This is a genomic window from Photobacterium marinum, from assembly GCF_000331515.1.
Classification (GTDB): domain Bacteria; phylum Pseudomonadota; class Gammaproteobacteria; order Enterobacterales; family Vibrionaceae; genus Photobacterium; species Photobacterium marinum.
This window is the reverse complement of the sequence record NZ_AMZO01000004.1, coordinates 1-15,258: the sequence shown is the minus strand read 5'-3', so window position 1 is coordinate 15,258 and position 15,258 is coordinate 1. Positions and strand designations below refer to the sequence as shown.

The following is a 15,258-nucleotide window of genomic DNA, read 5'->3' as shown; positions in this document are numbered from 1 at the left end:
ACATGTTTACTCAACACTTCGGGGTTCAGAGCAAAATAGCGCCAGAACTCAGCAATGAAGAGTCAGCGTGTTATTTGTGGTACGGCTTAGACAGCTCATGCACCGCATCTACAAACACACCGGCATTTTCCGGCGGCACATCCAGGTGGATGCCGTGGCCAAGGTTAAACACATGGCCCGTACCTTCGTCACCGTAACCTTCAAGGATAGTAGCCACTTCCTGACGGATGCGTTCTGGCTGAGCATACAGGATCGACGGATCCATATTGCCCTGCAGAGCCACTTTATCGCCGATACGACGATTGGCATCAGCAATATTGATTGTCCAATCGAGGCCGACTGCATCACAACCCGTTGCAGCGATTTGCTCCAGCCACATACCACCGTTTTTGGTAAACAGCGTTACCGGTACGCGACGACCGTCGTTTTCACGGATCAGGCCATCCACAATTTTGTGCATGTAACGCAGTGAGAACTCATTGTAGTCACGCGGAGTCAGTACACCACCCCAGGTATCAAATACCATCACCGACTGTGCACCGGCTTTGATCTGGGCATTCAAGTACTCAACCACGCTGTCTGCCAGCTTATCCAGCAGCGCATGCAGGGTTGCAGGCTCAGCGTACATCATCTTCTTGATCTTGGTAAACGCTTTCGAGCTACCGCCTTCAACCATGTAGGTCGCCAGTGTCCACGGACTACCAGAGAAACCAATCAGCGGTACTTCACCCTGCAGGTCTTTACGGATCTGGCGCACAGCATTCATTACGTACTGCAGTTCACCTTCCGGATCCGGCAGGCCAATCTTATCGACATCAGCCTTACAGGTGATCGGACGCTCGAACTTCGGGCCTTCACCAGCTTCGAAGTACAGGCCAAGACCCATTGCATCCGGGATAGTCAGGATATCTGAAAACAGAATCGCAGCATCCAGCGGAAAACGGCGCAGCGGCTGCAGAGTCACTTCACTCGCCAGCTCAGCATTTTTACACAGCGACATGAAATCACCGGCAACACTTCGTGTAGCGCGGTATTCAGGTAAGTAACGGCCAGCCTGGCGCATCATCCATACGGGTGTGCAGTCTACCGGCTGCTTCAGCAGCGCACGCAGGTAACGGTCGTTCTTTAATTCGCTCATTCTGGGCTCCATGGGTTAATTCTGGGGCGTATTGTAACACTCAAAAACAGCAACAAAAGAGTCCCTTTGTTAAGCTGATCATGTTTACAGCAACAATCTGTTCACGAAATTTGCGACTCATCAGCTTCCCGTGGTACAAAATTCGCGCGCTAGCAACAATAACAATGACTTTGCTCGTAGAGAGCAAGATAACTGCACCTTAATCCCTCCCTTTCGGAGGGTTTTTTTTATCTTACGCCTCTGCTATCAATGACAATGTGTGCTCAATCAGGGCCCTGGCAATCGTCCCTTCCGGGGCCAGCAGTGGCAATTCATCACGTCCGGCCCAAATCGCATCAGTCAGCTCTTCATAGTCTGGATTCATCTCTCCGCTTTCATAATCAGCAAGAAAGCCCATCATCAGATTAGACGGAAAAGCCCAAGGCTGGCTGCCAAAATAGCGAATATTAGAGATTTGAATACCTGTTTCTTCCTCAACTTCCCTAGCAACACACTGCTCCAGAGTTTCACCAGCCTCAACAAAGCCAGCTATCACAGTGTACAAGCCAGTTTTATGTCTCGGGTGCTGAGCCAGCAGGATTTTATCCTGACGTTTAACCGCAACAATCACACACGGAGAAACGCGCGGATACTGGTTGCTCTGGCAATTTCGGCAGCGCATCGCAAATTCATGTTCAGCAAGCTCACACGCTCCGCCACATGATGGACAGAACGCCTGGGAATGCAGCATATGAGAAAACTGGGTCGCTTTTCCCGCCAGGTTAAACAACTCACCATCAAGGCCTAACAAATCCCGCTGAGTGAAAAACTCACCTTCCAGCATATGATCTGGCGCTTCCAGCCAAAGCACCGGTTTTCCATCAAATTCACCTATTTTGCGGGCCTGTTCGCTGTTTAGCCCCAGTTGCTCAGGCGTCATCAAAGGAAGTGTCTGATTAACCAAATATAATCTGCGGTTCTTTACCACGCACCAATACGCTAATTCTTGTTTTTTTAACATAGATGTCACATCCATCCTTGCAGGGTTTGTTTTTTACTGGCAATCTAAGCTTAGGAACGGAATCAATCCGCCATACAAGGCTCTCTTTTTTAAGAGTTTCACGGGTATATTTTCAGTACCTCCTTGTGCCGGTACTGTAGATCATGAGGGCATGGTCATGTTAAGTAAATTCGAGCAAGTACAAAAACAGTGGGGTGGTACCAGTGATGTCATTGATCACTGGCTGATGTCTCGTCAACAGTTGTTGATAGACTACTGCAAACTTGCAGGTCTTCCCCCGTTCGATAAGAAAACACGTCAACTTCCAACAAGCTCCCAGCTTCAACTTTTCAGCCAGCAACTGGTCGATTACATCTCCGAAGGCCACTTCAAAATCTATGACATGGTGATGGAACGCTGGAATGCGACCGGCTATTCCCCTACCGAAGAGATTTCGCAGCTCTATTCACAAATCACCCAGACAACCGATCCGCTACTGAACTTTTCGGATCGTTACTGCGCTATTGATGATGACGATGACCTGCCGGATTTCGATAAAGATTTATCTTCGGTCGGCGAGCTCATGGAACTTCGCTTTGCCTTGGAAGATAAGTTGATTGAACTGATCAGCGAAAGCCTGGCCTGTCCGCCGGGGGCTTAACAGCAGCAATATCGGCTCAAACCGTTATTGCTTTACTGAGCAAAGCCTGAACATCCATTCAGGTATTAAGCTTCTATATGCCTAACCAGCTCTGGCAACCACCAGCGTCATAATGTTGCTGACCTTCATTATCATGCCCTGAAAGAACCTTATAAACCGGTGCACGCTCGCACCGTTTTTTTTACTCTGAAATAACCTCATATCTGATAAACCTATTTCAGAGCAAGGTACACCAATAACAAAAAGGCACCCATTCGGGTGCCTTTTTTCTTGCTTATGCTAAGGACAAAACCTAATTAGTTTTCGTCGCTCAGACCTGCGTTAAGCAGTGCAGCAAGGTCTTGAGAAGCCTGCTCAGCATCAACCTGAGGAGCTACTGGCTCAAGCTCTGCATCGCGCTGACGCTGACGCTCCTGGTGGTAGGCAAAACCAGTACCAGCAGGGATCAGACGACCAACGATTACGTTCTCTTTCAGGCCACGTAGCTCGTCACGCTTACCAGAAACCGCAGCTTCTGTCAGAACGCGAGTTGTTTCCTGGAACGATGCTGCTGAGATGAAGGATTCTGTTGCCAGAGATGCCTTCGTGATACCCAGTAGGTCACGCTCGAACGTTGCTGGTAGCTTACCTTCAGCTTCAAGCTTACGGTTTGCAATCGTGATGCGAGAGAACTCAACCTGCTCACCAGGTAGGAACTCAGAATCACCAGCAGACAGGATAGTCGCCTTACGTAGCATCTGACGAACGATAGTCTCGATGTGCTTATCGTTAATCTTAACGCCCTGTAGACGGTAAACTTCCTGAACCTCGTTCACGATGTATTCTGCTACTGCGTGTACACCACGTAGGCGCAGGATATCGTGTGGAGCCTCTGGACCATCGGCGATTACATCACCTTTCTCAACCTTCTCACCTTCGAATACGTTCAACTGGCGCCACTTAGGAACCATTTCTTCGTATGCGTTGCCTTCAGCAGGTGTGATGATCAGACGGCGCTTACCTTTCGTCTCTTTACCGAACGAAACAGTACCTGTGATCTCTGCAAGAATTGCAGGCTCTTTAGGCTTACGTGCTTCGAACAGGTCAGCAACTCGTGGTAGACCACCGGTGATATCTTTAGTACCGCCAGATGCCTGAGGGATACGCGCCAGGGTATCACCGATACCTACAGCTGCACCATCGTCAAGCTGGATGATCGCTTTACCCGGCAGGAAGTACTGAGCTGGCATTTCAGTGCCGGCGATCATTACATCGTTGCCGTTTTCGTCAACAAGCTTAACGGTTGGACGCATGTCTTTACCTGCACCTGTACGCTCTGCAGCGTCCAGTACAGTGATCATAGACAGACCTGTTAACTCATCAGTCTGACGAGACACAGTTACGCCATCAATCAGGTCAACAAACTGAACACGACCAGCCACTTCAGTGATGATTGGCATTGTGTGTGGGTCCCAGTTAGCGATAACTTCGCCAGCTGCAACTTCCGCACCGTCACCCTTAGTCAGGTGAGAACCGTATGGCAGTTTGTAGCTCTCTTTCGTACGGCCGAACTCATCAATGATGGTCATTTCAGACGCACGAGAAGTGATAACCAGCTTGCCTTCGTTGTTGGTAACGAATTTCGCATTCTGAAGTTTCACAGAACCGTTGTTCTTAACCTGGATGCTGTTTTCAGCCGCAGCTGCAGATGCCGCACCACCGATGTGGAACGTACGCATTGTCAGCTGTGTACCCGGTTCACCGATTGACTGTGCTGCAACAACACCAACAGCTTCACCCTGGTTAACCAGGTGACCACGAGCAAGGTCACGACCGTAACAGTTCTTACAACAACCGAAGTCATTTTCACAGGTTACAACCGAACGAACCTTAACTAGGTCAACAGAGTTGGCTTCCAGGATGTCACACCACTTCTCATCAAGAAGTGTATTACGCGGAGCAAGTACTTCGTCTGTGCCCGGCTTGATAACATCTTCAGCAACAACACGACCCAGAACACGCTCACGTAGTGGTTCTTTAACATCACCACCTTCGATCAGAGGCATCATAGTGATACCTGCGTGTGTACCACAATCATCAGTTGTGATTACTACGTCTTGCGCAACGTCTACCAGACGACGAGTCAGGTAACCGGAGTTCGCTGTCTTAAGTGCGGTATCCGCCAGACCCTTACGCGCACCGTGAGTAGAGATGAAGTACTGAAGTACGTTCAGACCTTCACGGAAGTTCGCGGTGATCGGCGTTTCGATGATCGAGCCATCCGGCTTCGCCATCAGACCACGCATACCAGCAAGCTGACGAATCTGAGCTGCAGAACCACGAGCACCTGAGTCGGCCATCATGTATACGCTGTTGAACGATTTCTGCTGTTCTTCTTCGCCGTCACGGTTGATAACGGTATCGAAAGACAGGTTATCCATCATCGCCTTAGCAACCTGCTCGTTGGCTGTTGCCCAGATATCGATAACTTTGTTGTAACGTTCGCCGGCAGTAACAAGACCAGACTGGAACTGTTCCTGGATTTCAGCAACTTCTGCTTCTGCTTCTGCAATCTTGGTGTATTTCGCTTCTGGTACAACCATATCGTCGATACCAACAGATACACCAGACAGTGCCGCGTAAGCAAAACCTGTGTACATGATCTGGTCAGCGAAGACTACAGTGTCTTTCATGCCCAGTTCACGGTAACAAGTGTTCAGCAGTTTAGAAATCTGCTTCTTACCCAGAGCTTCTGTGTTAACCAGGCTGTATGGCAGACCTTTCGGTACGATAGTCCATAGCATTGCACGACCAACAGTCGTATCAACCAGCTTAGTTTCAGCAACAAGGTTACCTTGCTCATCAACTTTGTGCTCGGTAATACGAACTTTAACGCGAGCATGTAGCTCAGCATTACCTGTACGGTATGCTTTTTCAGCTTCAGCAGGACCCGCAAGGTACATGCCTTCGCCTTTCGCGTTAATCTTTTCACGAGTCATGTAGTAAAGACCCAATACAACGTCCTGAGAAGGTACGATGATTGGATCACCAGATGCTGGTGAAAGGATGTTGTTGGTAGACATCATCAGTGCACGTGCTTCAAGCTGTGCTTCCAGAGTCAGAGGTACGTGTACCGCCATCTGGTCACCATCGAAGTCGGCGTTATATGCCGCACACACAAGTGGGTGAAGCTGGATCGCTTTACCTTCGATTAGTACTGGTTCAAATGCCTGGATACCCAAACGGTGCAGTGTTGGTGCACGGTTAAGCATTACTGGGTGTTCGCGAATTACTTCGTCCAGGATATCCCAAACTACTGCTTCTTCGCGCTCTACCATCTTCTTAGCAGCTTTGATTGTCGTAGCCAGGCCACGAGTTTCCAGCTTGCCGTAGATAAATGGCTTAAATAGCTCAAGTGCCATCTTCTTAGGAAGACCACACTGATGCAGACGCAGGTATGGACCTACGGTGATAACAGAACGACCTGAGTAGTCTACACGCTTACCAAGAAGGTTCTGACGGAAACGACCCTGCTTACCTTTGATCATGTCAGCCAAAGATTTCAGAGGACGCTTGTTAGAACCAGTGATAGCGCGGCCACGACGACCGTTATCTAGCAATGCATCAACAGACTCCTGAAGCATACGTTTTTCGTTACGTACGATGATATCAGGAGCAGCCAGGTCTAGTAGACGCTTCAGACGGTTGTTACGGTTGATTACGCGACGGTACAGATCGTTCAGATCTGAGGTAGCGAAACGACCACCATCCAGCGGTACCAGCGGACGTAGATCCGGCGGCAGAACTGGCAGAACAGACAGGATCATCCACTCAGGGTTGTTACCTGACTGCAGGAATGCTTCTACAAGCTTCAGACGCTTGGTTAGTTTCTTACGCTTAGTTTCAGAGTTGGTTTCTTCCAGCTCTTCGCGCATTAGTTCGATTTCGGCATTCAGGTCCATGTTGGCCAGTAGGGCCTGAACCGCTTCTGCACCCATCTTAGCGTCGAATTCGTCGCCCCACTCTTCAAGTGCATCCAGGTACTGCTCTTCTGTCAGCAGCTGGCTACGCTCAAGGTTGGTCATACCTGGTTCGATTACTACGTAAGATTCGAAGTAAAGTACACGCTCGATGTCACGTAGTGGCATGTCCATCAACAGACCGATACGAGACGGCAGTGACTTCAGGAACCAGATGTGGGCAACAGGTGAAGCAAGCTCGATGTGACCCATACGCTCACGACGTACTTTGGTCTGAGTTACTTCAACGCCACATTTTTCACAGATAACACCACGGTGCTTCAGGCGCTTGTATTTGCCACAAAGACATTCGTAGTCTTTTACCGGGCCAAAGATACGTGCACAGAAAAGACCGTCACGCTCAGGCTTAAAGGTACGGTAGTTGATGGTTTCTGGCTTTTTAACTTCACCGAAAGACCATGAACGGATCATGTCCGGAGAAGCAAGACCGATCTTGATTGCATCAAATTCTTCGGTCTTGTGTTGTGCTTTCAGAAACTTAAGTAAGTCTTTCACATTCGGCTCCTGTGAGGAGTTGACCCATAAAGGCGCCAGTCTGCTGGCGCCTTCATATTTATACCGGATTAACTAATAAGTATAGGTAACCAGCCTAACTTATTCGTCTTCCAGCTCGATGTTGATACCCAACGAGCGGATTTCTTTCAACAGTACGTTGAAAGATTCCGGCATACCTGGTTCCATACGATGGTCGCCATCGACGATGTTCTTATACATCTTCGTACGGCCGTTAACGTCATCCGACTTAACAGTTAGCATTTCCTGTAGAGTGTAAGCTGCGCCGTATGCTTCCAGCGCCCATACTTCCATCTCACCGAAACGCTGACCACCGAACTGAGCTTTACCACCCAGCGGCTGCTGAGTAACAAGGCTGTAAGAACCGGTAGAACGGGCGTGCATCTTGTCATCAACCAGGTGGTTCAGTTTCAGCATGTACATGTAACCAACAGTTACAGGACGCTCAAACTTGTCACCGGTACGACCATCAAACAGTGTTAGCTGACCAGACTCAGGCAGATCACCCAGCTTCAGCAGCTCTTTGATTGATGCTTCAGGCGCACCATCAAATACTGGAGTAGCAATTGGCAGACCGTTACGCAGGTTCTTAATCAGTGTACGTACTTCATCATCAGACAGCGCTGCGATGTCGACTTTCTGGCGCGTATCGCCCAGATCGTAAACTCGCTGCAGGAACTCACGGAACTTGTGTAGTTCTTGCTGCTGCTTCAGCATCTCGTTGATCTTGTCACCGATACCTTTCGCTGCAAGACCCAAGTGAGTCTCCAGGATCTGACCGATGTTCATACGAGAAGGTACACCCAGTGGGTTCAGTACGATATCAACAGTTTGACCTTTCTCATCGTATGGCATGTCTTCAACAGGGTTGATCTTAGAGATTACACCCTTGTTACCGTGACGACCCGCCATCTTATCACCAGGCTGGATACGACGCTTAACAGCCAGGTAAACCTTAACAATCTTAAGGACGCCTGGTGCAAGGTCATCACCCTGAGTGATCTTGCGACGTTTAGTTTCAAACTTCTTATCGAACTCAGCTTTCAGCTCATCATACTGTTCTGCAAGCTGTTCCAACTGGTTCTGCAGTGCTTCGTCATCAAGAGTCTGTGCAAACAGTTTCTCACGGTCCATTGAAGCAATCTTGTCTTCGCTGTAACCGGCAGATAGCAGAAGCGTACGAACACGAGCAAGAAGACCACCCTCAAGGATCTGGAATTCTTCTGTGATGTCTTTCTTCGCTTCTTTCAGCTGCATCTCTTCGATTTCAAGCGCACGCTTGTCTTTTTCTACGCCATCGCGGGTAAATACCTGAACGTCGATGATCGTACCAGACACTGAGTTTGGTACACGTAGTGAAGAGTCTTTAACATCAGATGCTTTTTCACCGAAGATTGCACGTAGCAGTTTCTCTTCAGGAGTCAGCTGAGTTTCACCCTTAGGTGTCACCTTACCAACCAGGATGTCACCACCCTTAACTTCAGCACCAATGTAAACGATACCTGATTCGTCCAGCTTAGATAGCGCAGCTTCACCCACGTTAGGGATGTCCGCTGTGATCTCTTCTGCACCCAGCTTAGTATCACGCGCCACACAAGATAGTTCTTGGATGTGGATAGTTGTCAGGCGATCTTCCTGTACAACACGCTCAGAAACTAGGATGGAGTCCTCGAAGTTGTAACCGTTCCAAGGCATGAACGCGATACGCATGTTCTGACCAAGCGCCAGCTCACCAAGGTCGGTAGAAGGACCGTCAGCAAGTACGTCGCCACGAGCCACAGGTTCACCCGGCATCACTGTTGGACGCTGATTGATACATGTATTCTGGTTAGAACGGGTGTACTTAGTCAGGTTGTAGATGTCGATACCCGCTTCGCCTGGTACCAGCTCGTCTTCGTTAACTTTAACAACGATACGAGAAGCATCTACTGACTGAACTGTACCGCCACGCTTAGCAACAGCAGTTACACCTGAGTCAACAGCAACATTACGCTCGATACCTGTACCAACCAACGGCTTGTCAGCGCGTAGAGTCGGAACAGCCTGACGCTGCATGTTCGCACCCATCAATGCACGGTTCGCATCATCGTGCTCTAGGAATGGGATCAGAGATGCTGCCACCGATACAACCTGGTTGGTTGCAACGTCCATGTACTGAACATGGTCACGTGGGTGCAGACCTGATTCACCTTTCTGACGTGCAGTGATCAGTTCGTCAGCGAATGAACCGTCTTCATTAAGAGCGGCGTTCGCCTGTGCGATTACATACTGGCCTTCTTCGATAGCAGACAGGTAGTCGATTTCTTCGGTTACCTTGCCATCAATCACTTTACGGTATGGAGTTTCCAGGAAACCATAAGGGTTACACTGGGCAAATGCCGATAGTGAGTTGATTAGACCGATGTTTGGACCTTCCGGCGTTTCGATTGGACATAGACGACCGTAGTGGGTCGCGTGTACGTCTCGAACTTCGAAGCCAGCACGCTCACGAGTCAGGCCACCTGGACCAAGCGCCGAAATACGACGTTTGTGAGTAACTTCTGACAGTGGGTTGTTCTGGTCCATAAACTGAGACAGCTGAGAAGAGCCAAAGAACTCTTTTACTGCCGCAGAGATAGGCTTAGCGTTGATTAGGTCTTGAGGCATTACTGCATCAAGGTCACCCAGGCTCAGACGCTCTTTAACAGCGCGCTCAACACGTACCAGACCTACTCGGAACTGGTTTTCTGCCATTTCACCAACAGAACGGATACGACGGTTGCCAAGGTGGTCGATATCATCAACTTCACCTTTACCGTTACGGATATCGATCAGTTTGCGCATAACATCAATGATGTCTGCGTGATCAAGTGTACCTGCACCCGTTGTCTCTTCACGTAGAAGAGAGCTGTTGAACTTCATACGACCAACAGCAGATAGATCGTAACGATCTTCTGAGAAGAACAGGCTTTCGAATAGCTGCTCTGCTGCTTCACGTGTTGGCGGCTCACCAGGACGCATCATGCGGTAGATTTCTACTAGCGCACTCAGACGGTCAGTCGTGCTGTCGACACGGATGGTGTCAGACATGTACGGACCGAAATCCAGGTCATTAGTAAACAGAACTTCCAGTGACTTGTGGCCAGCTTGAGAAAGCAGAGCCAGTGTCTCTAGGCTTAGTTCTTGGTTCGCTGCTGCGATTAGCTCGCCGGTCTCTTCGTTCACGTAATCACGTGAAGCGACTTTACCCACGATGTATTCAACAGGTACTTCAATACGGTCAACACCATCTTTGCCTAGCTGGCGAATATGGCGAGCAGTTATGCGACGACCTTTTTCTACGTAAACTTTGCCGTTCGCTTCAATATCGAAGCTTGCAGTTTCACCACGTAGACGCTCAGGCACAAGTTCCATAACCAGAGACTTACCTTGAACTTCGAAGTTTACTTTCTCGAAGAACATGTCAAGGATCTGCTCGGTTGTGTAACCTAGTGCACGAAGAATGATTGAAGCAGGTAGCTTACGACGACGGTCGATACGTACGAATACGTTATCCTTAGGATCAAATTCGAAATCCAACCATGAACCACGGTAAGGGATTACGCGCGCGTTATATAGCACTTTACCTGAGGAGTGGGTTTTACCCTTATCGCTGTCGAAGAAGACACCCGGGCTACGGTGCAGCTGGGATACGATAACCCTCTCGGTACCGTTAATAACGAATGTACCGTTATCTGTCATGAGCGGAATTTCGCCCATGTAAACTTCTTGTTCTTTGATGTCTTTAACAGTGCCAGCTGGCGCGTCTTTATCGTACATGACAAGACGTAGCTTCACACGCAAAGGTGCAGAGTAGGTTACGCCACGAATCTGACATTCTTTAACATCGAAGACCGGCTCACCGAGACGATAGCTAACGTATTGCAGCTCGGAATTGCCGTTATAGCTCTGAATCGGAAAAACAGAGCGAAAGGCAGCTTCTAGACCGTAATGCCCTTCTGGATCCTGCTCGATGAACTTATCAAAAGACTCAAGCTGGATCGACAGCAAATATGGAACATCCAGGACTTGTGGACGCTTACCAAAATCCTTACGGATACGCTTTTTCTCGGTATAAGAGTAAACCATAGGTTCCTCAGATCGCTGATAAGTGATCCAAACTGCTCAAAACGAGGAGCAGTGACTAATAACATTGTTTATTGTAGGAACAGTTCTGGGGAAACAGGACTGCTTTTTGCATAGATAGTGGTTGCAAAACAACGTGAAAACACCACCACCCTACAGCGCAAAAAGGCCGGTGGCTATTTAGCCACCAGCCATTAGCCAATTAAGGCTAAGAAATTAAGTAATTATTACTTAATTTCAACAGAAGCACCAGCTTCTTCTAGCTGAGCTTTAAGAGCTTCAGCTTCAGCTTTCTCAACGCCTTCTTTCAGAGGTGCTGGAGCGCCGTCTACAAGACCTTTAGCTTCTTTCAGACCTAGGCCAGTTGCGCCACGTACTGCTTTGATTACAGCAACTTTGTTAGCGCCAGCAGCAGTTAGGATTACGTCGAATTCAGTCTGCTCTTCAGCTGCTTCTGCAGCTGCGCCGCCTGCTACAACTGCAGCTGCAGCAGTAACACCGAATTTTTCTTCCATTGCTTCGATTAGCTCAACAACCTGCATTACAGACATTTCTGCAACTGCGTCTAGGATTTGCTCGTTAGTGATAGACATAACAATTCTCTTTTAAAGTCAACAATTAGTTTAAATAGCAACCAGATTAAAGCAAGGCCAATTAAGCCGCTGCTTCTTCTTTCTGATCGCGAACAGCTGCGATAGTACGTACCAGCTTGCCAGCAGACGCTTCTTTCATGCACATCATCAGGCGTGCAATCGCTTCGTCGTATGTTGGTAGAGTCGCTAGTACTTCAACGTCAGCAACAGCGCCTTCGAATGCAGCTGCTTTGATCTCGAATTCTTTGTTCTCTTTAGCGAAGTCTTTGAAAAGACGCGCTGCAGCACCTGGGTGCTCGTTAGAGAAACCGATCAGTGTAGGACCTACGAAAGTCTCAGTAAGACATTCGAAATCAGTACCTTCCACTGCACGACGAGCTAGTGTGTTACGAACAACTTTCAGGTAAACGCCGTTTTCACGAGCTTGTTTACGCAGAGAAGTCATCGCACCCACAGCAACGCCACGAGAGTCAGCAACAACTGCAGACAGGGCACCATTGGCAGCTTCGTTGACTTCAGCAACAATTGCTTTTTTGTCTTGAAGATTCAATGCCATTGGATTTGCTCCTGGATTTATAGCCGGGTTACCCCGGACAGTACACCACTCACTGCCACTATGGCAGGAGAGTTTTTACGGCGCAGATCCAAGAAAGACTTACATCAATCATGTTCTGGCACCGTCTACGTAGGTGGTATTAAGTCTCGGCTCCAAAGAGCTGGACGCCTACGGTCTTGGACGAAGATCGCAACTTACGTTGCGACCTCAGCCATGAATTCGGAAGCGCCAAATTATACACTAATTTGACGCTTCTGCAAATTACTGTGCGTTAGTTTCCAGAGTGTTCTGGTCTAGCGCAACACCTGCACCCATAGTGGTAGACAGGCTTACTTTCTTGATGAAAGTACCTTTAGCTGAAGAAGGCTTAGCTTTCTTCAGAGCAACTAGAAGAGATTCTAGGTTCTCTTTTAGTTGAGCAGCGTCGAAGTCCACTTTACCGATAGTAGTGTGGATGATGCCGTTCTTGTCGTTACGGTAACGAACCTGACCAGCTTTAGCGTTCTTAACCGCTTCAGCAACGTTAGGAGTTACAGTACCAACCTTAGGGTTTGGCATCAGGCCGCGTGGACCAAGAATAGTACCAAGCTGACCTACAACGCGCATTGCATCCGGAGAAGCAACAACTACGTCGAAGTTCATTTCGCCTTTCTTCACTTGCTCAGCAAGATCTTCCATGCCAACGATGTCAGCACCAGCTTCTTTAGCTGCTTCAGCGTTTGCACCCTGAGTGAATACCGCTACGCGGATTTCACGGCCAGTACCGTGTGGCAGTACAGTTGCGCCACGAACGTTCTGGTCAGATTTACGTGCATCGATGCCAAGGTTAACAGCAACGTCAACGCTTTCAGTGAATTTAGCAGTAGCTAGTTCTTTCAGAAGAGCAACAGCTTCGTTGATGTCGTACTCACGGTTTACATCAACTTTCTCGCGGATTACGCGCATACGCTTAGTAAGTTTTGCCATTGTCTTAACCCTCTACCACTAGACCCATTGAACGAGCAGTACCAGCAATCGAACGCTTCATAGCTTCGATGTCTGCACCAGTCATATCAGCAGCTTTAGTTTCTGCGATTTCCTGAATCTGAGCGTCAGTAACAGTACCAACTTTCTCAGTGTTAGGACGGCCAGAACCAGACTTAACGCCAGCAGCTTTCTTAAGAAGAACAGCAGCAGGTGGAGTCTTAGTGATGAACGTGAAAGAACGGTCGTTGTATACAGTGATAACAACAGGAGTCGGCAGACCTTTCTCGATAGAGTCAGTCTTAGCGTTGAACGCTTTACAGAATTCCATGATGTTCACACCGTGCTGACCCAGAGCAGGACCAACTGGTGGACTAGGGTTTGCCATACCAGCTGCAACTTGCAGCTTGATGTAAGCTTCTACTTTTTTAGCCATTGCTATTTACCTAAATTTGGGTTCAAACGTCTATTCTTGAAATAGACTCCCCGTCTAACGAAAGGGCGCGAAATTATAGTCCAATTTCACGCCCCTGACAATACAAGCTGACTACTTATTGATCAGCTTTTTTCTACCTGACCAAATTCCAGTTCAACCGGTGTTGCACGGCCGAAGATAGATACAGAAACCTTAACGCGGCTCTTATCGTAATCCACTTCTTCCACAACGCCGTTGAAGTCTGCAAACGGACCATCGATAACACGGACAACTTCACCCGGCTCGAATACAGTCTTATGAACAGGAGCCTCACTCGCCTGCTGAAGGCGGTTAAGGATAGCATCCGCCTCTTTATCAGAGATAGGAGCTGGGCGATCTGATGTACCGCCGATGAACCCCATAACACGAGGGATACTACGTACCAGATGCCATGTCTCGTCGTTCATTACCATCTGTACTAGCACATAGCCAGGGAAGAATTTACGCTCGCTCTTGCGGCGCTGGCCTGCACGTACTTCAACTACTTCTTCAGTCGGTACAAGAACCTCATCAAAGTAATCTTCCATACCATGCATTTTGATATGCTCACGTAGCGATTGCGCTACACGACCTTCAAAACCAGAAAAGGCCTGTACTACATACCATCGTTTTTTTGGAGCTTCGCTCATGAACTCTTACCTCACACACCGGTAACTAGGCGGACTAGACGGACCATGATGCCGTCAATACCCCACAAGGCTAACGCCATAATGACAGTGACAGCTAAAACGATAAAGGTTGTCTGCGTAGCTTCCTGACGAGTAGGCCATACTACCTTGCGGACTTCCATGCGCGATTCGCGGGCAAACGAAATCGCGGTTTTACCTTTCGCTGTAAGCGCAGCAATACCACCAGCGGCAGCCACAAGGACTACAATCGCAGCAGCACGAAGCACTACAGAAACATCACTGTACAGGTAATTACCAACCACAGCGGCAGCTAGCAAAGCAAAGACGGCGACCCACTTCAGGCCATCCATACTACTTGAGCTGCTTTGGTTTTCGGCATTCGCTTTCATACAACCAACCTGTAACTAGTCTCAATATAGACGAAAATAACCCCGCAAGTGCGAGGCCTTAGTAATGAAGAAAAAGCAAATTGCCTTAATTACATATAAAAAACTTCATTGAATAATCTTTTTTTCTGCATTTTTGGTTAAAAAACAAGCCAAAAATTAATCAAGCGCAGAAAAAGGGCATCAAATGATGCCCTTTTTTGTACCGTGTCGTCAAATCTTATTCGATGATAGAAGCAACA

At 48.4% G+C, this 15,258-nt stretch carries 11 protein-coding genes; 1 reads left to right on the top strand and 10 read right to left on the bottom strand.

The features are described from left to right. Window positions 1–70 precede the first annotated feature (70 nt). Complete coding sequence (gene hemE / locus C942_RS04170; protein WP_007462808.1) at window positions 71–1,138, bottom strand: uroporphyrinogen decarboxylase; 1,068 nt, start codon at window positions 1,136–1,138, stop codon at window positions 71–73. 232 nt (window positions 1,139–1,370) lie between these two features. After that, a complete protein-coding gene (nudC, locus tag C942_RS04165) occupies window positions 1,371–2,138 on the bottom strand; it encodes an NAD(+) diphosphatase (RefSeq protein WP_007462806.1) in 768 nt (255 codons plus the stop codon). A 157-nt stretch (window positions 2,139–2,295) separates the two neighbouring features. On the opposite strand from nudC, the gene C942_RS04160 reads away from it, so the two are divergent. Further along, window positions 2,296–2,778, top strand: coding sequence for an Rsd/AlgQ family anti-sigma factor (locus C942_RS04160; RefSeq protein WP_007462804.1), 483 nt, complete (start codon window positions 2,296–2,298; stop codon window positions 2,776–2,778). A 296-nt stretch (window positions 2,779–3,074) separates the two neighbouring features. Here C942_RS04160 and rpoC read toward each other — a convergent pair whose 3' ends face one another. The 8 genes from rpoC to secE form a co-directional block, all read right to left on the bottom strand. Then, window positions 3,075–7,292, bottom strand: coding sequence for a DNA-directed RNA polymerase subunit beta' (gene rpoC / locus C942_RS04155; RefSeq protein ID WP_007462802.1), 4,218 nt, complete (start codon window positions 7,290–7,292; stop codon window positions 3,075–3,077). Window positions 7,293–7,391: 99 nt separating this feature from the next. Further along, complete coding sequence (rpoB, locus tag C942_RS04150) at window positions 7,392–11,417, bottom strand: DNA-directed RNA polymerase subunit beta (RefSeq protein ID WP_007462799.1); 4,026 nt, start codon at window positions 11,415–11,417, stop codon at window positions 7,392–7,394. A 224-nt stretch (window positions 11,418–11,641) separates the two neighbouring features. Beyond that, window positions 11,642–12,007 carry a 50S ribosomal protein L7/L12 gene (rplL, locus tag C942_RS04145; RefSeq protein ID WP_007462797.1) on the bottom strand — a complete coding sequence of 122 codons (366 nt, stop codon included), beginning with the start codon at window positions 12,005–12,007 and terminating at the stop codon, window positions 11,642–11,644. Window positions 12,008–12,068: 61 nt separating this feature from the next. After that, window positions 12,069–12,563, bottom strand: coding sequence for a 50S ribosomal protein L10 (rplJ, locus tag C942_RS04140; protein ID WP_007462795.1), 495 nt, complete (start codon window positions 12,561–12,563; stop codon window positions 12,069–12,071). Window positions 12,564–12,824: 261 nt separating this feature from the next. Continuing rightward, a complete protein-coding gene (gene rplA / locus C942_RS04135; protein WP_007462793.1) occupies window positions 12,825–13,529 on the bottom strand; it encodes a 50S ribosomal protein L1 in 705 nt (234 codons plus the stop codon). 4 nt (window positions 13,530–13,533) lie between these two features. After that, window positions 13,534–13,962, bottom strand: a complete 429-nt coding sequence (gene rplK / locus C942_RS04130; protein WP_007462791.1) for a 50S ribosomal protein L11 — start codon at window positions 13,960–13,962, stop codon at window positions 13,534–13,536. Window positions 13,963–14,084: 122 nt separating this feature from the next. Continuing rightward, window positions 14,085–14,630 (bottom strand): transcription termination/antitermination protein NusG, encoded by a 546-nt coding sequence (gene nusG, locus C942_RS04125; protein WP_007462789.1) that lies wholly within the window; start codon window positions 14,628–14,630, stop codon window positions 14,085–14,087. Window positions 14,631–14,641: 11 nt separating this feature from the next. Next, complete coding sequence (gene secE, locus C942_RS04120) at window positions 14,642–15,019, bottom strand: preprotein translocase subunit SecE (RefSeq protein WP_007462787.1); 378 nt, start codon at window positions 15,017–15,019, stop codon at window positions 14,642–14,644. Between the last annotated feature and the right edge of the window lie 239 nt (window positions 15,020–15,258).

Excerpts from the sequence above, each read along its gene's own strand:
- hemE (WP_007462808.1), bottom strand. The coding sequence starts at position 1,138 with ATGAGCGAATTAAAGAACGACCGTTACCTGCGTGCGCTGCTGAAGCAG.
- nudC (WP_007462806.1), bottom strand. The coding sequence starts at position 2,138 with ATGTTAAAAAAACAAGAATTAGCGTATTGGTGCGTGGTAAAGAACCGC.
- C942_RS04160 (WP_007462804.1), top strand. The coding sequence starts at position 2,296 with ATGTTAAGTAAATTCGAGCAAGTACAAAAACAGTGGGGTGGTACCAGT.
- rpoB (WP_007462799.1), bottom strand. The coding sequence starts at position 11,417 with ATGGTTTACTCTTATACCGAGAAAAAGCGTATCCGTAAGGATTTTGGT.
- rplL (WP_007462797.1), bottom strand. The coding sequence starts at position 12,007 with ATGTCTATCACTAACGAGCAAATCCTAGACGCAGTTGCAGAAATGTCT.
- rplJ (WP_007462795.1), bottom strand. The coding sequence starts at position 12,563 with ATGGCATTGAATCTTCAAGACAAAAAAGCAATTGTTGCTGAAGTCAAC.
- rplA (WP_007462793.1), bottom strand. The coding sequence starts at position 13,529 with ATGGCAAAACTTACTAAGCGTATGCGCGTAATCCGCGAGAAAGTTGAT.
- rplK (WP_007462791.1), bottom strand. The coding sequence starts at position 13,962 with ATGGCTAAAAAAGTAGAAGCTTACATCAAGCTGCAAGTTGCAGCTGGT.
- nusG (WP_007462789.1), bottom strand. The coding sequence starts at position 14,630 with ATGAGCGAAGCTCCAAAAAAACGATGGTATGTAGTACAGGCCTTTTCT.
- secE (WP_007462787.1), bottom strand. The coding sequence starts at position 15,019 with ATGAAAGCGAATGCCGAAAACCAAAGCAGCTCAAGTAGTATGGATGGC.